Source organism: Paenibacillus sp. JJ-100, assembly GCF_948329825.1.
GTDB lineage: Bacteria > Bacillota > Bacilli > Paenibacillales > Paenibacillaceae > Paenibacillus.
The window spans coordinates 559,374-584,574 of the sequence record NZ_CAOJCM010000001.1 but is presented as its reverse complement, the minus strand read 5'-3'; the positions used below and the strand labels follow the sequence as shown (position 1 = coordinate 584,574).

The following is a 25,201-nucleotide window of genomic DNA, read 5'->3' as shown; positions in this document are numbered from 1 at the left end:
AGACCACCCTCCGGCTGTGCTGTCTAAGGTGAACAGCCGGAGGGTGGTCTTGATTTTATTTTCCAAGACGTAGTTTAGAACTTGAAAATAACCCCTTAAAGTATAACCCCGTCCTTGAAGATGGCGATCTCCCGGAAACCGTGCTGCTCACTAAGGGTCTGTGCACGACCGGAAGCGATGTCAATAATCTGACTGAATAGCTGCTCTTTGACCTGATCCATCGTCTGTCCTTCAAGCAACTGACCAGCGTTAAAGTCGATCCAGTGCTTTTTACGATTCGCCAGATCCGATTGCGTGGCAATTTTGACCGTAGGAACCGGACCACCAAAAGGTGTGCCGCGTCCTGTCGTAAACAGTACAATATGTGCTCCTGCCGCAGATAAAGCGGTAACCGAAACGAGATCATTCCCCGGTGCCTCTACAATGTTCAGACCCGTTTTGGTCACTCGTTTACCGTACCGCAGTACATCGACAACCGAGGAGCGTCCTCCCTTTTGCGTACATCCGAGTGATTTCTCTTCCAGTGTTGTAATTCCGCCTGCCTTATTACCTGGCGATGGATTTTCATAGATATTTTGACCATGGTTCACGAAATATTGTTTGAAGCCATTCACGAGGTCCACCAGATCGTTAAATACATGTTCATCCGCAGCCCGATTCATCAGAATGGTCTCCGCACCAAACATCTCCGGCACCTCGGTAAGAATTGCAGTTCCGCCCGCAGCAACGAGCAAGTCGGCAACAGCACCTACTAGCGGATTCGCTGTAATGCCAGATAAACCGTCTGAACCTCCACATTTCAAGCCAATTTTCAGTTTGCTCAACGGCAGTGGCTGACGTTGCTCTTGCTCGACCAACTCAACCAGCTCTTCCATTAAACGCAGTCCCTCTTCCAGCTCATCCTCCGTCTCCTGCGCTTTGAGAAAACGTACCTTCTCCCGATATTGTGGTGCAATACATTCACGGAACTGATCCACCTGGTTGTTCTCACAACCCAGACCAATCACTAGAACACCACCCGCATTGGGATGCTCCACCAGGGAAGCAAGCAACTGCTGTGTATATTTCAGGTCATCTCCGAGTTGTGAACAGCCGAAGGGATGCGGAAAATGATAGACGCCGTCAACCCGGCTGCCGAACTGAGCCTGCCCCATACGAGCTAGAGCTTCACATACCTTGTTAATACACCCAACCGTATTCACAATCCAGATCTCATTACGAATTCCTGCTTCCCCATTCGGGCGCAAATAACCATCAAATGTTTGCAAATGTTCAGGCGGCATGTCTATCGTCATCGGTTGTCCCGGCTGATATTCATATTCAAGCAGTCCATGGAGACCTGTCTTCAAGTTATGGCTGTGTATCCAGCTTCCCTGGGCAATCGGTTCCTGGGCTATACCGATGGAGAAACCATATTTCATGATATCTGCTCCCTGCGCAACATCATGCACAGCGATTTTATGTCCTTTCGGTACATCATCAAGCAGGGCGAACGAGTTGCCTTCAGGCAGGTCAATGCGTTCTCCCTTCGTATAGTCCCGAAGTGCGATGATTACATCATCCTGAGGCTGAATGGCAATCCAATCACGAACTGTACTTGTTGTACTCATCTCTCTTCACCTTCCAGTTTGCTGATTTCTTGGACGAGTGCTGATCTCAGCCCTTCTTTTGCATCCAGATTCTCTCCCCAGATCATGGTATCGGAGAGCACCGCAGCCACCCTCTTCTCAAGTTCCGTCACTTTCCCATGATTCGATTGATCACGATCGTAACCGTCCCAATGCGCCGCTAACGCTGCCAGCACATCCAGATCATCTCTTAATGAAATCAATTCACCGTTTAGAAGTTCTGCCTTGTAACCTTCCTGTGTCTGCACTGGACGATATAAATACAGGAATCCTGCAAATCCTTGAATTAACCGCTTAGGCCAGCTTCCCTGACTCTGTTCATAAGCCAGAAGGGTTGGCAGCACACGTACTTTGAATTTACCAGCCGTATTCAATGCAATATCCTGCAACTTGTGATCAATGTATGGATTCAGGAAACGTTCAAAGACTTCTTCCGCATATTGCTCCAGCCCTAGCTCAGGCATATCCATCGCAGGCACGATCTCTTCCAGCACCGCTTTCCTGATCCATGAGCTGAACTGCGGATCTTCCATCGTTTCTCTAACATGTTGTTTACCGCGCAGCAAACCTAGGGACGACATCAATGTGTGTGAACCGTTCAGAATACGCACTTTGCGTAGCTGATAGGGTTTCAAATCTTTAACCCAGTGTACATTGAGTCCTGCCTGTTTCAGTGGAAGGCGCTTGTCCAGCGACTCCTCGCCTTGGATTGCCCAGAAATGATAAGGCTCTGCCGTATTGATCAGTTGATCCTCATAACCCCAGCGTTCAGCGAGTGCATTCGCCTCCTCTTGTGCAGGCGCCCCAGTCACAATACGATCTACGAGATTATTCAGAAACAGATTATGATGTTCAATCCACGAACGGAAACTGTCCGAGTATCCGAAATCTTCACTATGACGTAACACACATTCTCGCAAAACATCACCATTGCCCTCCAGCAACTCACATGGCAGGTGGATCAGTCCTCTGGAAGGATCTCCGCTAAAACGAACATACCGCTGGTGCAGGAAAACGGTCAGTTTACCAGGAAACGATTGAACCGGCTCCCCTGGGATATAGTCTGATCTTATATATTTCAAGCCCGATTCGGTCGTATTCGAAATAACAAATTCAAGCGAAGGCAACTCAGCAAGCTCCAGAAACGTCTGCCACTCCTCATACGGATTAATACATTGAGAGAAAATAGAAATCATCTCCGTACGTTCCACACGTTTGCCTTCAGAGAGACCACGCGTAATCATCGTATATAATCCATCCTGATCACGAATCTGTTCTAACTTGGCCTTGCCGCCAGGTCGAGGCTGAGTTACTGCCACACTACCATGGAACTTCCCTTGCCGAGCACTCTCATGAAGCATCCAATCCGCAAATCCCCGTAAAAAATTGCCTTCCCCGATCTGCAGAACTTTGACAGGACGTTCTATCATTTCTTTGCATTTGCGCTGACTATCATTGCCGAGTAGATGCAGCTTTAATCTTGGTCGCTTTGTACTTGCGGACATGAACACTCACCTCACCGATTATTGAACAACTCCGAATGCAAACCTTGAAGGCTGGCATCCTTTTATTGTAAACGCTTTAAATTCATTGTATCATCAATAAAAGTAAATTAAATTGCTTATATTGCGTTAAATATACTCTTTCTTGATCAGAATTGACATCTTGCATGAGACATTTGTCTCCAAAGGAGTCCCTATGAAACATTCACCAGTACGTACAACCATTCAGACCGATTCGGGTGCACCGTTCCGTCTTGTCTATAGTGATACCAAATCTCCGCAAAATGAGCTACCGGATCATCTGCATGACTGGCATGAGATTATTTATGTTTATCGGGGACAGGGAAGTATTTTTATCGATACAGGACTTGAAAAGATGCAGGAAGGAGATTTATTTCTCATTCCTGGTAGCACTGTGCACCGTGCGTTGCCGGATGCGGGCAATCCGGTGACCTCATCCGCTCTGTTCTTCAGTCCTGGGTTACTGGCTTCGACTGCTGGAGGCATTTCTTCCTCTCTACTGCGCCCATTCGAACGATGTCGCAAACGACGAGTATACAAAAGGCAACTGAACTATAAGGAACGAGAACAAATATCTGCTCTGATCGACGATATTCATGGCGAGTTCTGTTCAGATCATCATCTGAGTTCTCACGCCGCACTGCTTCGTTTACAGCTCCTGCTTATTTTCTTGGAACGTTTGGAAGCTGCTGCGGGACCGGCTCATACTACAACGTCACTACCTGCTCCGGCATGGCTCTCCTCCATCCTGTCTGATCTTGATCATAAACTGCGAAGCGGGTTATCCTTACCCGAACTTGCACAACAAGCTGCTGTGTCTCCGGCACATTTTAGCCGTGCTTTTAAGAGATACACCGGGATGACTTTAACAGATTATGTCCTGGCTCGTAGAGTCATCATGGCTAAAGAGCATCTCGTTCAAGGGGATGAAACGATGGCCGCTGTCGCAGATGCTTGCGGCTTTGATAGTCTGCCTCATTTTTATAGACAGTTCAAAAAACTGACAGGCACTACACCGGCAGCATACCGAAGAACCATGGCACGAGAGCATTAAAATGGACCCTGTTGCACATATTTTTCTTAAAATGGATATGGTATGATGTTCAAGCCTTGTAAGTATATGAATATGAATGTGAGTGTGAAATACGATCAAAATGATACTGGAGTTGAACCTGTGATTATTAAATTTCTACTTTTTGGTCTGCTATGGCAGATCATCGGCAATCCGTTCCTTGCTATTCTGATTCTGCTAATCATTCTGTATGTTCTGGATCGTCGCTTTGTTGGCGTATTTCCAAGCTTCATGAAACCTCTCAAACGCATGCGTAACATTTCGCGGCTGAAACAGCAGCTCGCACTGAACCCGAATGAAGTATCTTCCAAGTTGGAGCTCGCCAGACTGCTCATCGAGCGCAAACGTTACAATGAAGCACACGCCTTGTTACTTGAATTGGAGCGTCCTTACGAACAATCAGCTGAATACTGGGAAGCTATGGGCACAACCGAAATGCATCTCGGCAAAGTACCGGAAGGCGAACGTCATATTTTACATGCACTAGAGATTAACCCTAGAGTCAAGTATGGACAGCCTTATCTGAATCTGGCTACAGCCTTCAAGGATACAGATCGCGACAAAGCACTTCGTTATGTGCATCAATTCCAAGAGATTCACTCCTCTTCCAGCGAAGCTTTTTATCTGCTAGGCACGGTTTATCGTTCACTGGGGCGTAATGAAGATGCCAAGCAGGCATATGATCAATCGCTGAATGTGTACCGTTCTCTGCCAAAATATAAAAAGCGCCAAGAACGGCGCTGGGCTGTACGCAGTTGGTTCCGCAAACGGGCGCTGTAGGATGAAATACTCTCTTTTTTTAAAATACTATTACATGTAAAATAAAAAGTGCACGAATTTCCGCTCTCTAACGAGAAGCAGAATCCGTGCACTTCATATACGTCAATCACCTGTTATTTCGTTAACAATTCACGTAATAGCTCCTCATTCCGGTGCATCCAGTCGATCCGCTGCTTCAGCTTGATAATCTGCTGCACAGCCACTTCCGGCTCATCTGTCCCTTCCACCATCCGGCTGATAAAGTGCATCACCACGTCCAAACTTCGCAGCAAGATCAACTGAGGTATAGCTCTCAACTCGTCATCAGTCAGTTCGACCTTCTCTCGAAATCCCCGAATCAGATAAGTCTGCGCCTGCCACATCCATTCTTCGCTCTTGTCCATCGTCAGCATGTCAGACATCGGAACGGCTAACTCCATGACCCGCAAATCCCAAGTGGCGAACTCAAAATCAAGAATGGCACTCATCGTTCCCTCCTGATCCACCAGTACATTCGAAGCATTCACATCGCCATGTACGAGTTGATGTGGAAGTTGCTCCATTCCGCGCAACGCTTCAAACAAACGTGGCAGTTCATGCTGTAGTTGCCTTAACTCCTCTGCACAAGCTGCCAGTGTGTCCGGCGGAGAAGCACACCATTCCAACAACCGGACTGGTGTACAGAGAGGATATGCTTCGTCAATACGGTAATAGGGTGGATAAACTGGGTCAAGTTCCAATTCCAGCTTGGCAAGTGCTGATGACAGCTGACCTGCTGCTCGCCCTAATAAAAATAATTGCTCGGGCGAATCCCATACTGGATTGACACCTTCCAGGAAACGAAACAAAGCTACGATTTTGTCCGCGCCTGTGCCAACATCTCGTATAGTTTGGTAAGTCTGCTTACTCCCTTGAACCGAGTTTTTATTCCTCTTCGATCCATGATATATTTCTTCGTCCTCGTCCCCAATCGATAATGGAAGGACAGGTTCAGGTGATTCTAGCTCGAAGTCTGTATTAGACAGTGCAGTAAGCACGCCATGTTCAAAAGCTATTTTCGCTTGATCATTATGTGTTTCGTATTGTCTCATAATATAATCCGCTTCGCTTGTGTGAAGTATAAAGGTAGAATTGTTCATCCCACCCTTGCTCCGCTCACCTTGCCATGCTGATGTGAAGCCGTACAAGGTTAAGACGTCAGAAATCAATTGCTGCTCATAGGGAAGAAGAGAACTGTGCTGATTGTTAGACACTCGTTTTAACCCCTCTGTTATGATATTTGATTCAACCCTTCCATCATATCGGAAGTCACATGACGGGTCTAGTCTTCATCAAACCTCACACCATTGGGGCATACCCGGTTCGGTTCAGTTGCTCTGCAATCACTCGATATCCCCTTGCATTGGGATGAACTCTATCCCAGAACAGCAATTCTCTCTCACGACCGGCAAATCGATCATACACCTGTACACACGCATAGTTACCTGATCCCGCACCATTCAGATAAGAATTGTACTGCCGCACCCAATATGCTGCTTCAGTTGATTGCGGGTATGGGTTGTACAATCCGATGGAGCGCACAAAGTACTTATGATCTCCTTTTAACTGCCGAATTTGTCTCATTACCTGGGATACGTGATGACGTGTTTCACCCAGCACCTGCGTCATTTTACTGGCACTTGGAATACCTCCGCTAGCTTTAAATGTGCGGATCAGGTCGTTACCTCCAATAGAAATCGTAATAATATCGGCTTCACGTAACGCTTGACGCACGCGGGGGTGGGCATTGACCATCTGCAACATTTCTCCCGTTGTTAGACCGTTTACCCCTAGATTCTCCATCGATACAAATGTTCGAAGGTTCATCTCCGCCATACGGCGATAGATAGGAACAAAACCGGTTCCGAGCAAAGCTCCCGTACCTACTGTCAAGGAATCTCCTATAGCCACATAACGATATACCATCCCGCCGCCCCTCTCTATCTGATCTCCCTAATCAATAATGAACTGCCCTATATCTTATGACGATCCATCTAGCAGAGCGCGGGATATTGTCCTTAGGCAGACACCTCTCTTTCACCTTTTATTGTGAATAAAAAGAAAGCCCCACCGCATGATGCGGCAGAGCCTGCTTTCTATTCAATATACTATTATTACATGCCTACCGTATGATTCGAATCGTTGGATTCTGACTGTTCCTTATTCCGGAATGGCCACCAGTTGGCCTGCCCGAACATCTTCACCATCACAGGGACGAAGAATGGTAGGAATAACAGGGAATACAGAATCAGACCACTAAGCACAACAGTAGCGATTTGCATCATGGAGAGCACCCCTGAAGGGTACATCGCAGCGAATGTTCCGCTTAGAATGACCGCTGCGGACAAGATCACAGTTCCCATGTTTTTCATCGCGTATAAGATCGCATCTTGTACTCTCATGCCTTTGTTTTCGTTGAAACGATCCATTAGGAAAATGCTATAATCCACGCCCAGTGCAATCAGCATTACGAATCCAAAGAAAGGCGTAACCCAGCTGATTCCGGCATAACCCATGATATTCACAAAGACCACTTCAGTGAGTGCCATCGATGTAAAGTACGCAAGCAACAGTGAAATAATGAGATAAATTGGCATGATGACCGAACGAAGCAAGATCACCAGGATGATGAATGTACCTGCCAGCATCAGCATCACGGTACGAGTATAGTCTTTGTTCGAGATCGACTGCAAATCTGCAAACGTACTCGTCACACCGCCCACGGCAACATCAGCTTTTTCAAGCGCACTGCCCTGAACAGCTCGATTGACTGCCGCTTCGATATCCGGCACACGATCAATCGCTTCTTTACCATACGGATTCTCTGCAAAAATAACATCCAGCGTCATCGTTTTCCGATCCTCGGATAGATACGTATCAAAGACCTTCTTGAAGTCTTTGTTATTCAAGGCTTCTTCAGGAACATACCATCCGGCGAGATCTGAATCTGGTGAATTTTGCAGTTGTGTCAAATAATCCTGTGCCGAATCCAGACCGCCCGACACTTTCTTGATTCCGTCCACACTCTGGTTCAAACCATCGGTCAACTTTGTTAATTGATCACTCAGATTAGAGAAGCCCTGCTGGATCTTCTCCTGGCCTCCCTGAAGCTGACCCAAACCGTTCTGGATCGCAGGGATCTCCTTGATCACTTGACCTTGACCATCCGCAGCCTGTTTCAAACCTGACTCCAGTTGACCAATACCTGCTACGATCTGACCCAGACCCTCAGTCAGTGCCTTCTGACCAGATGCAGCGGAAGCAAAACCTTCATTGGCCTGATTGATTCCGGCCGCAGCTGCGCTCAGATTCGTCTGAATCTGAGAGAGTCCTTGCGCAAGCTGGGCTGTACCCGATCCGGTCTGACCAATCGTACCTTTGATACGTTGATAGTCTGCATCCTGCGCAAGTTCCGGATATCGTTCCTCCAGTGCAGAGAAGGATTCGGACAGACTCGTCAGTGCTGTAGAAACACCCGTCAATTGCTGCTCCAGTTCCTTCGTTCCTTCGCCCAGCGCAGCAATACCTGCTCCAGCCTGGCGATAAGCTTGCAATAACTGATCATTCGCTTTAACAAGCTGGTCTGCACTCGTTTTCGCTTGTTGAAGACCTGCTTTCAGCTCTCCCGCGCCTGAGGATCCATCCCGGATACCTTTTTCAATCTGTTTCAGTCCATCGCTGAGCTGGGTAATCCCGGATTGCAACTGATCTGTTCCTTTAGTTAACTCTCCAGCTCCACTCGCTGCCTCTTTGAGCTGAGGTTCGTTTTTGCTCAGTTCCAGACTCGCTTCACTGAGACCCTCGCTGATTTTGTCCAGACCCGTTTTTCCTTCACCCAGACCATCAGACAGAGTACCAACCTGATTCGTTACTTCAAAATCTTGAATCTCATCCCCCGTTGGGCGTGTCATACTGCGAACACCAGCCACACCAGGAACCTTTTCTACTTCACGGCTGATTTTCTCCGCTACAGCCATATATTTGGCATTGTCCATCGTTTCGTCGTTCTGAATCACGATCTGACCTGGCAGAGACTCACCTGGCCCAAAACTGTCCGAAATAATATTAAACGCTTTGACTGAATCGTATTTGTCACCGATTTCGTCAAGACTGTTGAATGATAATTTCCCGTCGTATGTCATGAGAAGCGGCACGGTAACTGCAGCAACAATCAGCAAGGCCGCCCACGGACGTTTAAGTGAGAATTTCCCTGCAGCCCCGTAGATTTTGCTCTCTGCATGTTCTAGTGAACCTTTGGATGGCCAGAAAAGCTTTCTGCCAAGCACTGCCATAAAGAATGGCACAATGGTCACAAGGGCAAGCATCATCACCGCGATTCCGACAGCAACAGCGACCGCAGAACGATACAGCATAAACTGCGCAAAACCAATGGCTACGAATCCGACCAAAACCGCCAAGGCAGAGAAAAACACCGTTTTACCTGCCGTACGGTATGTAGCGATAATGGCATCCCAAGTATTCTCATGAAGTGCAAGCTCTTCCTTGAAACGACTGATCAACAAGATACAATAGTCCGTTCCAATCCCGAACATAACTGCAACCATGAAAATCTGTGTAAAGGTAGAGAGTGGAAAGTTGACTCCATCTACCAGATAAGCAACGATCTGCTGCGATACAATGTAACTCATACCGACGGTAAGCAGCGGCACAAATGGAGCTACAAAAGAGCGGAACACAAGAAAAAGAATGAGTAGAATAAAGACAACCGTAATATATTCCGATTTCTTGAGTCCTTCCTGAGAACTCTCGATTGTATCTTCATCAATTAACCCTTTACCTGTAATATAATGCTCCACATTCACTGATTGCAGGGAACCATTCAGATCTTCCCGCATTTCTTTGACAGTACGGTCACCCAGTTCAACGGAAAGTGAAGTCAGAATGGTTTTACCATCTGCCGAGATCATTTTGTCCGACAATTCAGGCTGTGAGAAGGGCTCCAGGATAGACAGAATTCCGAGCTTTTCCTTATCAGCATTCAGCTGATTGACAGCCTTTTCTGCCTCTTGTTTTCCAGTCTCACCCAATCCTTCTGGATTATGAAAAACAAGTGCAATCGAGGTACCCTTCTGTTCTCCCTTCTGAGCCGCAGCTTCATCCAGAATCGCTGCCGCTTTTGTGGAAGAGTACCCCTCCGGAACAGAAAATTGTCCCTTTTCACGAATTAACTCACTCATATTCGGCGCAGTGAACATCAATACAGCAGCAGCGACAATCCACAGCCCCATAATCCACCAACGCGCTTTTAAAATCACTCTCATTGTTTCTCCAGCCCTTCTTCTTCGGTTAACAGCGATGCCAGCTTCTCAAAAGAATCGATGAAATTCTGAACTTCTTCTGGTGTAAAATGTTTCAGATAAGGTTCGAGAACCTTCTGGATCTCTAACTCTGTTTCTTTGTATAGCTCATGCCCAGCATCCGTTAGGGTCAGATAGATGACACGCCGGTCACGCTCATCTCCTGTACGGTGCACCAGATTCCTTTCGGCTAATTTGTTGACGAGAGCCGTAATGCTGCTCTTGCCTACACATAGAAGCTCTGCCAGATCCGAAGGGGTGCATTCTGGTTTCTCATGAATGAGACGCAGAGCACAGAACTGATCCGTGGTGACCGTCTGGCCTACCTTTTCACGAATTCGAGTATCAAACCGCTTGTTAACCAGAAATGAGGCATCCAGATAACGATTCACTAAACTTTTGGCATCTGGGGTATTCATATCTTTTCTCCCTCCAAACTAGTTCGACAATCGAACTATTCATCAACGGAACTATTCTATAATGAAACTATGCTATAAAGCAATATGTATTCCTTATTTTTGAAACAAAAAACTACTAGTGATGACGGAAATCAAAAACTTGTACCTAGATCGTTCTATATTAATTTCGAACAAACAAACTTGTGCATTGATAGTGCTATCAATAGCTCCTACTCTAACTCTTACTGCTATTTAATTCTTTAATGTTTTGAGTATGATAGTATATAACTTAGAAAAAGGAGGAAGTTAATGAGAAAGAGAATACCAGTCCTACTGTCTATTTTGTTTATCCTTCTGCTCACTGCTTGTAGCAGCCACTCTAAAGTGTATAATTTAGAAGATATTACCCAATTATTTGAAAAAGGAGATCTTCACCTCAAACCTCAAGCAGAGGATAACTATCCCACCATTAAGAACGTAAAACCAAGTGTTTATGAATTATTGGATGATATCCTATACATTTATGTTTTTGAATCTGAGGATAAACGTATAGAAGCTTCAAAGGGATTAATTGTGCAGGAGCTATTTAATACCCCTTCTGATATTAATCCTCCTCTTTCTTACATACATCATATGAACAACGTCTTGATAATCTATATAACCTCATCCCCACTGGATAAGAACTTTAAGAAACAAATTGATGATATTATAACTGCGGAACAGGTTCACAAATAAAAAAGATTACAAAGAGACAGGAACAAAAAAATCTGTTCGCTAGTTTAATAAACTGAAGGTCAAGATGACGATTAGATACACGCCTAATCGGCAATGAGACCATGATCTTGTCCCTCGACAAAATAGGATGTTGAGCTCAGCATTTCAGCCGATCCCAACATCCTATCGATTTCCTTATAACATATAACACTGCGAATTCGAAAACGTGCATTTTTGACTACACGTCGTCTTCATCCTCATCTTTCTCCAGCACGCAACGGAATCGTTCTACACCCGGATATAATTCGCCAAGGCTGTATACGATAAATCCGGTGTTGCGATAAAACTCCACCGCTTCCTGATCCGTTTCTGCAATTAATGTGTCCGGATTGTACTCTGCAAGAAGCTGCGAGATCATGCCCCGACCATAATTTTTCAATCGATTCTCCGGCAGTACCGCAATATGGCGAATTGTAATTTCGCTTGCTCCTGTATGTTCGTAACCAATCAGACCAACCAGCTGACCCTCGTCCTCATAACCGGTTATAAAGAGATGATGATGTGTCATATACTCCTGCACCGTTTGATTGACCTGATCCGGGTCCGGAAAAATGGAGTAGGATAGCAGTTCTTGCACTTCCGGTTCCTGTAGACGCGGTTTCAAATTTTTCAGCAAAACAATTCCTCCAATATAACGTACTTCACAACGAATAGGATAAAAGCTTCTTCAGCCCCAAATCGCCTACTAACCATTATCAAAAAGGTATTTTAAACCCGCTATCGTATTGTAGACGGTACCGACACAAAGTTCAAGGACGATTCTACGAGTCTCTCTGCACAGCAAAACGGAGCAACTCACAACGGAACTCTGTTGGTTCATCATACTTCTCTTCTTTAATGGCCTGGGTCACATGCTCCTGTAACAAGATGTTCCAACCTTCATAAGCCTGTTCCAGTAATGTTATAGCTTCGGATGTGGGCAGATTCAATTCAATTAACGGCTTGATTGAACGGCCTGTTCGGATTTCTTTTTCTTCCACGCTGGTGCTCATCGTAATACAATGAATGCCGCCAAGTCGCGTGCCTGCTTTTAGGCGTTCAACCGTTTCAAGAAAAGCCTCTTTGCTGGAGGTGTGCTCCAGACATGAACAGGCAACAATAAAATCAAAACTACTCGGCTGGACCTGATAATGCTCAACGTCTGCTTTTTCAGCCTGAACGATATGATCCACCTTGTATTGTTTGGCATACTTCTTAAGGCCGTCTACAGCTTCATCCAGAAGATCCACACCAATGACTTGACTGTTTGTCTGTGCTAGACGCTGTGCTATTGATATTGTATGTCTGCCAACTCCGCATCCCAGATCAAGTACGCGTAATTCCTCGTTATGAACAAGCAGGCGATCCAGCATATCCATCACCATGGGCATCGGTCTGGACATCCACGTTCCGTCTTCAAACAACTCATTGTTTTTGTAGAAGTTAGAATGATAACCCGCCTCTGCTTGGCGTGCAGCTTCAAATTGTTGATTTCCCATTCTGATACCTCCAGCTAATGGATTTAGACGTTTTCTATAACGCTCAGAAGAAAACGAAAAAAAGGATTACATATATAATCACCATTATCAAACTGGAAGTAACAAGTATTTTCCCAGCATCCCGCATGATTTACATTTGAATTCATCCGCTGCCATAGGTTTATGACAATAGGAGCATTCTCTTGAAAGACGTGACATATCCATCCTCCTTCAAGTAAATCAGAGTTTGTTTATCATATACTACTTGAAACTTGAACCCGATATCCCTCGTCAGATCCACTCAGATCGGGCACATGTTTCTGCAAAAAAGCTTTTAGTACCGCTTCATAACCCTTCCGGTCAACCTGAAAAGCAGTGCCATGGCCTGCACCGGGAATGATCAGTAACTCTTTCTCCATCGTACAAGCTTCGTACAGGCGATAAACCATTTCTGTAGGCACAAAGGTGTCTGCCTCACCGTGAATAAACAGCACGGGCAACTTAACTCTAGCAAGTTGTTTAAGGGCTGATGCTTCTTTAAAAGAATACCCGGCTTTCCATTTTGTGATCCAACTAGTCACGGGTATGAATGGAAAGGCAGGCAGCTTGTACAACTGCTTCAACTGAAATGTTAATTCTTCTTCTACAGAAGTATAGGCACAATCTGACACGATGGCTCTGACTTGAGCTGGCAGCTCTTCTCCACCTGTCATCAGCACTGTGGCGCCTCCCATCGATATCCCGTGCAAAACAATTTCAGTATTCTGTCCGACATATTCGAGCACCCAGTTGACCCACTGGACATAATCCTTCCGGTCTAGCCAGCCAAAACCGATGATCTCTCCTTCACTCTGACCATGTCCACGATCATCCGGCATTAACACGTGATAACCAAGTGTCTCGGCATAAAATCTAGCGAACCCCGCCATTTCCCTGCCCTTTCCGGAATAACCATGCGCTAAAATAACTGTTCTTGCAGACTTATGACTTGAAGCCAGCCAGGTGCCAGACAACTTCAGCCCATCGTGAGACTGGATCGTTACGTTCTTGCAATCCTGAACGCCGAGCCATTGTAGATCCGCAGCACTACTGATCAATTCATCATCCGCTTCTTCTGTTTTCAGATTCGGATTATCGACCATAAACGTTTTCGGCGTGCGGCGTATAGCCGTTTTGAAGAAATACAGCCCTCCAGCCCATAAAAGGAGAGCTATCGCAATAATCAGAGCCGCAAGCCCATACCATATCATAAAAAAAATCCTCCCTACTTTCACTAAGGTAAAGCGACTCTGTATATGACGCAGTTACTTCATCACAATTCAAGTTCTGTTGACCTGTTGAAGAGCCGCACAAGCCTTCTGGTACGCAGGAAGTAGCTGGTCTAGCAACGGCTCTGCCCTGTGTGTCTGCTCTGCTTTAGCATATTCCTCAATTTGACTGAACAGGGTTGAAAGGTAACTGATGCCCAGACTCAGACTCCCAGATTTCAAACCATGTGCCGTCTCGGCTGCCGCTTCATGATCAGCTGACACAACATGTCTGCGTAGATCCTCGATTTTCCCCGGGGTTTCTGCACGATATATCTCCAGCAGCATGCTGAGCAGAGTCTGATTGCCATCCGTGTTTAGTTCGGCAATTTCACGGACGACATCCATATTTAGAGTCTGGACAGATGAAAACGCTGAATGCCATTTCCGAATCGTTTTGCCTAGCAGCTCTAAGGTAAATGGTTTACCGAGAAAGTCGTTCATTCCTGCCTCATAACAACTATCCTTCTCACTTTGCATTACATTACCAGTCATTGCAATGATCGGTGTCGGTTGACGCATCTCATCTTGCTCCATGGTACGAATCCGACGGGTGGCTTCAATCCCATTCAATGCGGGCATCCTGCTATCCATCAGAATCAGGCTGTATGTGTTATGACGAAAGGCATTGACGGCCTCTTCCCCGTTAGATACACATTCCACTTCTAATAACCCCAGCTTTTTGAGTTGCAGCTGGACCAGCTGCCGGTTTATTACATTATCGTCGGCTATTAGAATAGGCAGGGCATTTGATTCAATTTCAGGGATATTCAGCTGTCCCGGAGCTCCATCTAACCTTGATCCCTGAAGAACCTCTGTGTGCTCTGTCATGTCCAGTTTGAATTCAATCTCAAACCAGAAGGTGGAACCTTCTCCTACCTTACTCATCATTCCTATCTGTCCATCCATAAGAGTAACGAGTGACTTGCAGATCGATAGCCCCAACCCTGTACCCTCATACTCTTTCGACCGCCCCTCTTTTGTCTGCATATACGGCTGGAAAAGATAAGGCTGGTCTTCTTCTGAAATACCCATCCCCGTATCTTGCACTTCGAACCGAACAAGCTGATAATCCAAATGTTGCTTTAATAGTTTAATCCGTACTTCAATTGAACCTTTGGTAGTGAATTTGTTCGCGTTTTGAATCAGGTTAATTAAAATTTGTGTAATTCGGGCAGGATCACCTTCGAGAACATCAGCAACTTTCGAATCACATTTAATAAACAATTGATTTTGTTTCATTTCGATCTGCGGGTTAAGCAAGCGAAGTATATGGTCCATAATCTCCTTAAGCTTAACCTCTCCTTTTTCAAGGCGCATCTGCCCCGCATCCAATTTGGAAAAATCGAGGAGATCCTGAATTAATCTTAGAAGGAGATTTGCCGCTTCCTGTATAACATTCACAGAATCTTTCTGCTCATCTGATAAACCAGACTGCTCCAATAATTCAGCCATGCCCAAAATGCCGTTTAGCGGTGTGCGAAAATCGTGGCTAACAATCGCCATAAAGGCACTTTTCGCTTCAGCAGACGCTACCGCTTGCTGTCGCGCAGCCTCAAGATTTACAATATTTTTAGAAAGCTGCCGCTGGAGAGTCACCAGTTCATTGTTCATCTCTGAGAATGCGGATAGTGCCTGCTCCTCCCGCTCTTTGCTTCGAATCAACTGGTCTGATAATTGCTCAATCGTTCTGCGTAACCTTTCGTTCTCTTCCTGATCATAAGACATCACTTCATCCCTTTCTTATTCACTTGCCTTACTTACGCTGTCAAGCGATTTCGGATGAGTAAGCAAACGCTCTGCAACGGCGACAGCCTCTTCTGCCCCAGGAGCATAACCATCAGCGCCGACGGTCCTCCACAACTCGTTGTCTATATTAAACGGATAACCCCCTACCATCACCTTGACATTGGCCGTTCCGCTGTCGCTCCGAATGTGTTCGATCAGCTCTTTAGCTAGATGAATATGATAAGTCATCGTCACGGATATCGCGACTACGTCACATTTATGATGCTTGATCGCCTCAACAATACTTTCATTCGGAACATTAGCCCCAAGGTAATACGTATCCCAGCCTTCCATCTCAAATACATCTGTCAGCATGCGTAACCCAATCTCATGCTGCTCATTGCCGACACAAGCAGCAACAAGCCGTTTCCCTTGATTGGGCTGGGTCAACCATCTGAAGTACAACCGTGAAATCAACGATTGAGTAGCAGCTGTGCAAAAATGCTCCTGACCTACACTAATCTGTCCTTGTTGCCACAGCCGGCCAATTTCATATTGAACGGGCTGAAATATATACCGATATATATCACGGATCGATGCTCCAGCATCCAGTTCCTCTTCAATCATATCGAAAGCTTCCTTACGTTTATTATCAAGCAGATATTGTAGATAATCATACGCTTCAAGTCCGTAAGGCATGGATGGATGAATAAAACTAGCCTGATCCTCTTTTTGTTGTGTTACATCGATCCCCATTTCTAAATATTCTAGAAGAAACTCACGGTGAGGATCGTCAAATCCTTCATTTAATGCTTCTTTGATCAACTGTAGATTCGTTCCTAGATCATCCGCCGTTACCTTGTAACCGGCAAGCAGCACTTTTAACCATGATATATAGTGAGTGAACAAACGAGGACTTTTCATAAGTACACTTTCTGCCAAATAGCTCAGACTGTACTGTGAATCCTGCTTCGTTCGCATTTTGCCAATAGGACCAAACCGCTCCAGTAAATCAGGCTGCCTCTGGTATTGTATTTCGGTTATTTTCTCAGCCAACATCTCTATATCTTGAAGTAAACGTTCTCCGGCCTCCTGATGAGTCATAGACGCATTCCCCCTTTGTCTGCATCCTGCCGCCGTAAAAATCTATTTCCAAGTTTTTTCTTGATTTATATAATTGAAAAGTTTACATATAGCCGTACGGGAAAGAGATTTTTTAATTCTTTTCCTCAAGTGTTATATTTCCTAGTGTGTGCGGCCATTCAACGAATCTATTATACGTGAAGTGAGATGATATACTTTTGCGCGATAGATCAATCTTCCTATATTATTCTATTGGACGCAAGTCATATAGTTAGGTTCCAGGCTACCGATCAGACACACAAAAAAACGGATCTACGTTATAAACGCAGGTCCGTTTTGCCTTCTGCAGCAAGTCCCAGTTTCTTCAGCAGGCGTATTGCATCGACTTTTTCGGAAAGCTCAAGCCCTTCCAGTATATCGATGATCACCTGATGATGCTGTGGAAATATTTGTGTAAATAACTGCTTCCCTTCTTCCGTCAATTCAGCATATATGACTCGGCGATCCTCCTTGGAGGGGCGGCGAAACAGCAAATTTTTATTTTGTAACTTGTCCACAACATACGTAATATTACCGCTGGACATCAACACTTTTTCCCCGATCTTTTGCAAAGCTTGTGGTCCTTTATGATAAAGCAAGTCCAGTACGCCAAATTCCGTGGAATTGAGTCCATGGCTCTGGATGTCCCGATTGGAACGTGATGTCACCGAATTGTAAGCTCGAATTAGAACTACAAACAATTGTAATGACAGTTCCCGGTTATCCTCCGTGTTCAGCATTTCTATAATCCTCCATCAATGATATACATTTCCACCTTATTCGCTGGATAACTTCTGCTCCCATTCCTCACGGAGCATCCCCATCCGAATTGAATCGTAATACTCTCCGTTGACGAACCTGCACTTTCGCAGCCGTCCCTCCATTTGCATACCAATCTTTCTAGCGCTCCGTATCATACGCTCATTGCCGGACCAAGTGGTCAATCCAACCCGCACGATCGGCAAATTCTCAAATAAATGACTTGACCACAGATGCAGTGAACGTGTACCGATTCCCTGTCCCCATCGGGAAGGCTTGTAGATGATGATCCCCATCTCAATCCACATGGATAACAGGTCTTCAATATAATAACTAATCATTCCAACGATTTCTCCGTCCACCTCAATGATTCGGATAGAATCGGGACGTGCTGCCTTTTGATCTGTTTCCAACCGCGTGTACGTATGGAGTTCAAAACGCTCGTAACTCTCACGTTCTAGCGGATAATAAGGTGCATCCCACTGCTTCCATTCGGGATTTTCGTCACTATAGATCAGATCATAGAGTTCCGACAGATCTTCACGCATCACTGAACGAAGAACAAGATCATGATCCCTGAGTGGCTGTTCATTCATATGAACTAAGCATCTCCTTTTCTACGTGAAGTGCTATGGACGGTGCAATTCGTCTATACTGCCATCTTCTTTGGCGATGATAACAATATTGGCCATATCCACGAATAGACCATTGTCTACCACACCTGGCAGCATGTTCAGTTGAACATTAAGTTCCGCCGCGTTCGCTATTTCGCCTAGATGACAGTCTGCAATCAAATTTCCGTTATCTGTAAGATACCGGTCTTGTCCTTGCATTCTCCACTGTGGCTTAGCACCCATTTTTTCAAGCGCTTGAAATGTCCATTCGGATGCAAAAGGTACGACTTCAACCGGTAATGGAAACTTGCCCAGTTTCTGTACAGATTTACTGCCGTCAGCGACAATTATCAGTTTATCACTATTGGCTGCGACAATTTTTTCACGCAAAAGAGCCCCGCCACCGCCTTTGATCAGGTTAAAATCCGGATCAACTTCATCCGCCCCATCAATGGTTAGGTCCAGATGACCGATTTGATCAAAAGGGATAATGGGAATACCCCATTCGCGTGCAAGTTTATCTGAAGCCTCAGAGGTAGCTACTGCCTGAATATTCAGACCTTCCTTTACTCGCTCACCAATGCGACATATTGCATAATACGCGGTAGAGCCCGTTCCCAACCCTACTTTCATTCCATCTTCGACGAACGATGCCGCATGCTCCGCTGCAATCTGTTTCAGATTCATTATTTAACCCCCGCCTGCTCATTAATTTGTAAAAATCCATATGTAGTTATTATAGATAAAACCTCATCCGATGTATATCCATGCTTCGAACCTATTCAGAGACTGCTCTATTAAATTAGGGGTTGTTTTTCCTCACTATGTTATAGAATACTAAATAAAACTAAAAAATGGTAATTACCAACAATAAACAGTGCTTTATACCTATGGAATGAAAGATATATCCATAATTACGTAAAAAAATTAAAAAAGTTTTAATAAAACTATTCAATTTAGCAATATTTCACACGACATAATAGATATAGATGTGTTTTAATATTTAGACACACATGGTTTTAGTATACATAAGCTGCAAGCAAGGACTAATAAACTAAGACCATTGTCTCACACTACCTTCTAAAGGAGATGACCGAATTGCTTTAGTACTCGTAACAAATAGCGTAACCCATAGTTTCTTAATTTAAAGAAGATCAGGAGTGGAAATTAGTGAAATCATTCAGTTGGAAAAACATGTCTTTTTTCTCCAAAAACCTATTACTATCATTCACTAACATTATCATTATTGGCGTGGCTCTAATTGCAAGCAGTTACTACTTTCAAAAAACAGTTCTAGTCGATCAGCTACACGGACAGGTATCCCAAATCACCAAAAAGTGGGCACAAGATATTAATCCAGCAGATGTACAAACCGCAATAACGGAACGCAGCTACGACGGTCCTGCACAGACGAAACTAAGAGCTTATTTTGATGAGATGCAAAAATATTATCCTAACATTGCACAAGCCTATATCTTTGGTGTTGAGCTTGGCGGAGACAAGAAACAGGAAACTTCCCTTGTCGCGATGCCAACGAACCTGAGAGAGGCTTTTCAGAGTGATAACGTAAATATCGGTGACATGTACGAACAACCAGTCGTTGTGGCCACTGCTATAAAAGAGATGCTTAGCACAGATCGTCCAACGTTCACAACCTTTTATTCTGATGATTTTGGTACCTGGACTACGATCGCTTACCCGATCAAAGACAGCAATGGCAAAATCTTTGCGTATTTCGCTGTTGATGCGGATGCAAGTGCAGTACCAGCCGGTCTGAAATCATTGCTGTTAAATGGAATTATCATTCTGGTAGCATTCCTGCTTTTGTTCTTAATCATTCAATACCTTGTTGTTAAAAACACACTCTCTCCTATTCGTCATCTGATTAAAGGAATTGATGAAGTTAGCAAAGGTAATCTGGATGTCATCATTCCTACAGGAAAAGACGATCTCGGAATCGTTAACGAAAAATTCAATACGATGGTTCGCAGAATCAACGATACGATCGTAAAAGTAAAATTGACTTCCCAGGAAGTGAATCAGTCTGCAAAAGAACTCTATGAAGTTTCGGAACGCAATAGTGAAAACGCTGAGTCCATTAACAATAACATTAGTCAGATTAGTTCCATCATTCGTTCACAAGAGCAGGCTACACGTGATAGCGCACGTGCAATGTCCGAGATGGCAACCGTGATTCATACCATTGCAAGCAGTTCCGCAAGTGTTGCAGATGAAGCATATGAAATGGAACGCCGTTCACAGCATGGTAACAGTGTGGTCCATCAAGTCTCTAAACAGATGAACCTGATCACTGAATCTGTGAAAAACACCGCTTCTGCTATTGAATTGCTTGAGAACCGTTCCCAGGAAATCGGCGATATCCTGAACATTATTTCCGGCATTTCCAGCCAAACCAATCTCCTTGCCTTGAACGCATCGATTGAAGCGGCTCGTGTAGGCGAAGAAGGAAGAGGTTTCGCAGTCGTTGCTGGAGAAGTACGTAAGTTAGCTGAACAGTCTGAACAAGCGACAAGTCAGGTTGGCGTTTTGATCCAAGAGATTCAAGCTGGTATCAAACAAGCCGTTAGTGCAATGGAACAAGGTACATCTGAAGTCGATACAGGACTATCTGTTGCGAATCAAACGGGCCAATTGTTCGATGAGATTCTGGAAGCAGCGAAGAAAGTTTCCCATCAAATTCAGGAAGTATCGAGTGCAACCCAGGAAATTTCAGCAGGTACAGAAGAAATGACGGCAACTGCAGAAGACTTGTCTGGAAGTGTCAGCAAAACGGCCGACAGCAGTGAGCAGATTTCAGTATCTGTGGATGAGCAAAAAGCATCTCTGGTTACGCTTGTAGACTCCTCAACTCGTCTGACTGACATGTCTGAAGAGTTGCAGGAACTAATCTCTAACTTCAAAGTAAGCAAACAATAAAAAAAATTAAACCAACACTCGGTTTCAATCAAGGAGGATACCTGAAGTGATTGACAATCAATCATCATCCCGCTCCGCGGAATCCGGCTTACCAGTTCTTCAAATTCCACTGGATTATGGACGTCGCCAGCAAACATTTTCTTATGAGTCTACTCATATTACTTTGCCAGCGTCATTAAGTCGTGAACTTAAAACGAAGTATGGGGAACAGAGGATGTACCCTGCTTTCCTTTCAGCGTACGCGGCTTTGATATTCCGGTTGTCTGCTGAACAGGAACTTGCGATTGGAATATTTGCTCCGGACCAGGCGGCTTCTTACCTTTCTTTGGAGCTTCACGGTAAAAATACGTTCACTGAACTATTAGAACAGATTACAGAGCAGCTCCAAATTCCTTACATGCAACAGACCGGAGGTCACCCTGAGACGGTTTTCATGCTTAATAGCGTGCAATTGCCTCAGGCTCCTCAGATCATGAACTGGAACGTTCGTTTTGAACAGAATGAGACGATTCTTGACCTTTTCTATGATTGTTCATTACTAAACGAATCCACCATCTTGCGGTACGCAGAATATTACCAGACATTACTTACTGCTCTCTTGCGCGATGATAGCAAACCTATCGGTGCGGTAGACATTCTGTCTGCTTCTGACCGTTTGGTGTATCGGGAGATGAATGACACGGCGGTGCTTGAGCCAACTCATTCAACAATTCATGGCTGGTTCGAAGCAACTGCCGCTGCTTATCCGGATTCCCCGGCGATCACCTCTCTTTCAGCGAGATATACATACAGGGAATTAAATGAGCGCGCGAACCAGGTCGCCCGGGTGTTAATATCGAACGGACTTCAACGTGGTGAATTCGTTAGTATTTTTATGGATCGAAGTCTTGAAACGATCATTTCATTGCTCGGTATCCTTAAAGCAGGCGGAGCATATGTACCCATTGACCCGGAACATCCTCAAGAACGGAATAGCTATATTGTCGAAGATACTGCTTCATCGTTTGTACTTACAACCGAAGCTTCGTACGATCAAGCCAAAACGTTATTTTCCGGCATCTCTACGGTACGTCAGATTCTCTCCGTGGATGGACGGCTCGCTGGATTCGCTGCAAGCAACCCTGACTTGGATATCAAGCCAGATGACCTGGCTTATATCATCTATACTTCAGGTTCTACCGGCAAACCGAAAGGCGCATTAATCGCCCACCGGGGTGTAACGAACTTGGGCAGTGTAGTGCAGCGTGACTGCGACATTCAACCGGGTGATGTATTAACCCAATTTGCCACATACAGCTTCGATGCATCGGTGTGGGATACAATCGGTGCCCTGTTCTACGGTGCGGAGCTCTATCTGTTGTCGGCAGAAGAACGTGTTTCGATTGAAGAATTCGCCAATGCCATTGAGCGAACAGGAACAACCATTATTACCATCTTGCCAACCATCTTCTTCAATCAGCTGGCCTCTTATCTGTCGGATGAAGGCTATCACAAGCTGGCAAAAGTACGGATCATCACCGTAGCCGGAGAAGCGCTCTATGGTGAGCAAGTTCGAGCATTCCAGCGAAAATTTGGCAATCAGATTGATATCGTTAACGTATATGGTCCAACGGAATGTACAGTTGCTACGACTACACACCGGATCAGTGAACAAGTTCCAGATCATGTCGTGAACATTCCCATTGGTAAACCGATTCATAATTATAAAGTTTATATCGTTAACGAAGAGCAACAGCTGTGTCCTGTAGGAGTACCAGGTGAAGTGTATATCTCGACTCCAGCGCTTGCTAAAGGTTATTTGAACCAACCAGAGCGCACCGAGCAGTCCTTCATAGATAATCCGTTCGCCATCGGTGAGAAGATATATAAATCCGGGGATATCGCCAAGTTGCTGGACAGCGGGCATCTGGAATATGTGGGACGTAGTGATTCACAACTCAAGATTCGCGGTCATCGGATTGAGATCGGCGAAATTGAGGACCATTTAGCCCGGTTAGATCAGATTCAAGATGTTGCGGTTATTCCGAAAAAGGAAGCAGATGGGCAAAACATGTTGGTCGGTTATTTTACATCCAAAGATGGAAATACTCTTTCGGCAGCAGATATCAAAGCAGCACTTTCGGAGAAACTTCCTTCTTACTTCGTACCGAAGTGGATCTGCCAACTTGATGAAATGCCTATTGCTCCAACAGGGAAAATCAACCGAAAAGCCATGGTCTCCATGCCGCATGTAGAGCGTCATATCGTACAAGCTGATCGAGTGATGCCCGAGACAGAAACGGAAGCTGTCCTTTACAATGCATGGAAAGACATTCTTCAGCACAGTGAGTTTGGTGTGGAAGACAGCTTTTTCAGCATCGGCGGCGACTCGCTGCGTGTCATACACGTACTTGTGATCTTGAAGCCGCATTATCCGCAGTTGAAAATCGCTGATTTCTTTGCTGAAAAAACGATTCGTGCACTAGCTCGTCGGGTAGAGCTTTTATCTGAACAGGATGCAATGACCGCCCAGAGCTCCACAGCGAAAGGCGCCATCACCCAGCTTGCAGAGCATCCGGTGGAACTATCATCCCAACTCGGTTACCCGGCCATTCTCAAGCCAGAACATGTGTTGTTAACCGGTGCAACTGGTTATTTAGGTTCACATGTGCTACAGCAGTTAATTGAAAAGTCTACTACCCAGATCTACGCTCTCGTTCGCCGTCCGAATGATGGCTCGACAGCGATGGAACGTTTAACCAAAGTAATGCACGGTTATTTCGGCAAACAACTTGCAGACCAAATTGCTAATCGTGTCGTTATAGTTGAAGGCAATCTGGAAGAAGAGAACCTCGGTCTTTCTGCAGAACAGCAGGCTTCGGTAGCAGCAAGGATTGACCGCATTATTCACTGCGCCGCAGATGTTCGTCACTTCGGTGAGGCAGCACAATTTGCCAAAACGAATGTGGAAGGCACGGTTGCCCTACTCGACCTGATTCGCCATAAAAAAGGGGCTTCATTCCATCATGTATCTACGATGGGTATTCCAGAAGATCTGGCCCTGAGCGGACAATGGGAGTCAACCTTGCAATATGATCGTTTCCCGGCAGAGTTACACGTGGACAACCTGTACTCTGACAGCAAACTCGAAGCGGAGAAAGTGCTTATGGCCGCTGCTGAAGAAGGCGTGCCTGTCAGCATCTACCGTGCAGGTAATCTGACATGTGACTCTCAAACAGGCCGCTTTCAGACGAATATCGACAGTAACGCCATTTATCGCATGATCAAAGCGATGCTGCTGCTGGGCAAAGCCCCTGCTGCAGACTGGATGATGGATTTCACACCTATCGATTATGCCAGCCAAGCAATCGTTCATCTGGCCTTGCGTGAGGATACGGCTAATCGCGTGTTCCACATCTGTAATCCTGAGGCAATACCTTATGATGAATTAATTGAAGCTGTGCGACGTGCTGGATATGATGTGGAAACCATGCCGTTTGAAGACTATAACCGCTGGTTGTTTAATGCCGACATTCCTAAAGAACCTGAAGCTTTACAACTTGCCATCGCCCAGCTGGAAGGTGACGGGGCTAAGGATTCCGCTTACGTGTATGCATCACCAGTAACGACCGCATACGTCGAACCAGCCGGAATTCACTGCGCCAAAACCGATGATCGGTTCATTAACATCATGCTGGACTATGCTGTTCAGATCGGTTATTTCCCAGCACCGATTCGCCCGAATTACGGTAAAACTTCGATCGCAGATTAATCGAATCGATCGGAT

The 25,201-nt window shown here is 45.3% G+C and carries 19 protein-coding genes; 5 read left to right on the top strand and 14 right to left on the bottom strand.

Going from position 1 to position 25,201, the window contains the following annotated elements; genetic code table 11:
• Positions 1-95: 95 nt before the first annotated feature.
• Entirely contained in the window at positions 96-1,610 is a 1,515-nt protein-coding gene (locus PQG66_RS02930; protein WP_272034903.1) for a UxaA family hydrolase, read from the bottom strand.
• The gene (locus PQG66_RS02925) at positions 1,607-3,133 is read right to left on the bottom strand and encodes a tagaturonate reductase (RefSeq protein WP_272034901.1); all 1,527 of its coding nucleotides are present in this window, start codon (positions 3,131-3,133) and stop codon (positions 1,607-1,609) included. Before PQG66_RS02925 ends, PQG66_RS02930 begins: the two co-directional genes overlap by 4 nt.
• 193 nt (positions 3,134-3,326) lie before the next feature.
• On the opposite strand from PQG66_RS02925, the gene PQG66_RS02920 reads away from it, so the two are divergent.
• Both PQG66_RS02920 and PQG66_RS02915 read left to right on the top strand, forming a co-directional pair.
• Positions 3,327-4,205, top strand: a complete 879-nt coding sequence (locus tag PQG66_RS02920; protein ID WP_272034899.1) for an AraC family transcriptional regulator — start codon at positions 3,327-3,329, stop codon at positions 4,203-4,205.
• 72 nt (positions 4,206-4,277) lie between these two features.
• Entirely contained in the window at positions 4,278-5,003 is a 726-nt protein-coding gene (locus tag PQG66_RS02915; protein WP_442955027.1) for a tetratricopeptide repeat protein, read from the top strand.
• 113 nt (positions 5,004-5,116) lie between these two features.
• Here PQG66_RS02915 and PQG66_RS02910 read toward each other — a convergent pair whose 3' ends face one another.
• The 4 genes from PQG66_RS02910 to PQG66_RS02895 all read right to left on the bottom strand — a co-directional run bounded on the left by PQG66_RS02910 (position 5,117) and on the right by PQG66_RS02895 (position 10,758).
• On the bottom strand, positions 5,117-6,235 hold the full coding sequence (locus PQG66_RS02910; protein WP_272034894.1) for a phosphotransferase: 1,119 nt from the start codon (positions 6,233-6,235) through the stop codon (positions 5,117-5,119).
• Between the two features lie 85 nt (positions 6,236-6,320).
• Positions 6,321-6,947, bottom strand: coding sequence for a GDSL-type esterase/lipase family protein (locus PQG66_RS02905; protein WP_272034892.1), 627 nt, complete (start codon positions 6,945-6,947; stop codon positions 6,321-6,323).
• Positions 6,948-7,135: 188 nt separating this feature from the next.
• Complete coding sequence (locus PQG66_RS02900; protein ID WP_272034889.1) at positions 7,136-10,303, bottom strand: MMPL family transporter; 3,168 nt, start codon at positions 10,301-10,303, stop codon at positions 7,136-7,138.
• Positions 10,300-10,758 (bottom strand): MarR family winged helix-turn-helix transcriptional regulator, encoded by a 459-nt coding sequence (locus tag PQG66_RS02895; protein ID WP_272034887.1) that lies wholly within the window; start codon positions 10,756-10,758, stop codon positions 10,300-10,302. Before PQG66_RS02895 ends, PQG66_RS02900 begins: the two co-directional genes overlap by 4 nt.
• Before the next feature lie 288 nt (positions 10,759-11,046).
• On the opposite strand from PQG66_RS02895, the gene PQG66_RS02890 reads away from it, so the two are divergent.
• A complete protein-coding gene (locus PQG66_RS02890) occupies positions 11,047-11,472 on the top strand; it encodes a hypothetical protein (RefSeq protein ID WP_272034885.1) in 426 nt (141 codons plus the stop codon).
• Positions 11,473-11,689: 217 nt separating this feature from the next.
• Here PQG66_RS02890 and PQG66_RS02885 read toward each other — a convergent pair whose 3' ends face one another.
• The 8 genes from PQG66_RS02885 to rpiA form a co-directional block, all read right to left on the bottom strand.
• A complete protein-coding gene (locus tag PQG66_RS02885) occupies positions 11,690-12,127 on the bottom strand; it encodes a GNAT family N-acetyltransferase (protein ID WP_272034883.1) in 438 nt (145 codons plus the stop codon).
• Between the two features lie 145 nt (positions 12,128-12,272).
• A complete protein-coding gene (locus PQG66_RS02880) occupies positions 12,273-12,989 on the bottom strand; it encodes a class I SAM-dependent methyltransferase (RefSeq protein ID WP_272034881.1) in 717 nt (238 codons plus the stop codon).
• Positions 12,990-13,222: 233 nt separating this feature from the next.
• The gene (locus PQG66_RS02875; protein ID WP_272034879.1) at positions 13,223-14,218 is read right to left on the bottom strand and encodes an alpha/beta hydrolase; all 996 of its coding nucleotides are present in this window, start codon (positions 14,216-14,218) and stop codon (positions 13,223-13,225) included.
• Positions 14,219-14,287: 69 nt separating this feature from the next.
• Positions 14,288-16,003 (bottom strand): hybrid sensor histidine kinase/response regulator, encoded by a 1,716-nt coding sequence (locus PQG66_RS02870; RefSeq protein WP_272034877.1) that lies wholly within the window; start codon positions 16,001-16,003, stop codon positions 14,288-14,290.
• Between the two features lie 15 nt (positions 16,004-16,018).
• Positions 16,019-17,107 (bottom strand): cobalamin B12-binding domain-containing protein, encoded by a 1,089-nt coding sequence (locus tag PQG66_RS02865; RefSeq protein ID WP_272034875.1) that lies wholly within the window; start codon positions 17,105-17,107, stop codon positions 16,019-16,021.
• Positions 17,108-17,403: 296 nt separating this feature from the next.
• On the bottom strand, positions 17,404-17,865 hold the full coding sequence (locus PQG66_RS02860; RefSeq protein ID WP_272034874.1) for a MarR family winged helix-turn-helix transcriptional regulator: 462 nt from the start codon (positions 17,863-17,865) through the stop codon (positions 17,404-17,406).
• Positions 17,866-17,901: 36 nt separating this feature from the next.
• The gene (locus PQG66_RS02855; RefSeq protein ID WP_272034872.1) at positions 17,902-18,480 is read right to left on the bottom strand and encodes a GNAT family N-acetyltransferase; all 579 of its coding nucleotides are present in this window, start codon (positions 18,478-18,480) and stop codon (positions 17,902-17,904) included.
• Between the two features lie 33 nt (positions 18,481-18,513).
• A complete protein-coding gene (rpiA, locus tag PQG66_RS02850) occupies positions 18,514-19,185 on the bottom strand; it encodes a ribose-5-phosphate isomerase RpiA (protein WP_272034871.1) in 672 nt (223 codons plus the stop codon).
• A 507-nt stretch (positions 19,186-19,692) separates the two neighbouring features.
• Between rpiA and PQG66_RS02845 the strand changes: the two genes are divergently transcribed.
• A complete protein-coding gene (locus tag PQG66_RS02845) occupies positions 19,693-21,435 on the top strand; it encodes a methyl-accepting chemotaxis protein (protein WP_272036433.1) in 1,743 nt (580 codons plus the stop codon).
• 46 nt (positions 21,436-21,481) lie between these two features.
• Positions 21,482-25,186, top strand: coding sequence for a non-ribosomal peptide synthetase family protein (locus PQG66_RS02840; RefSeq protein WP_272034868.1), 3,705 nt, complete (start codon positions 21,482-21,484; stop codon positions 25,184-25,186).
• Positions 25,187-25,201: the final 15 nt, after the last annotated feature.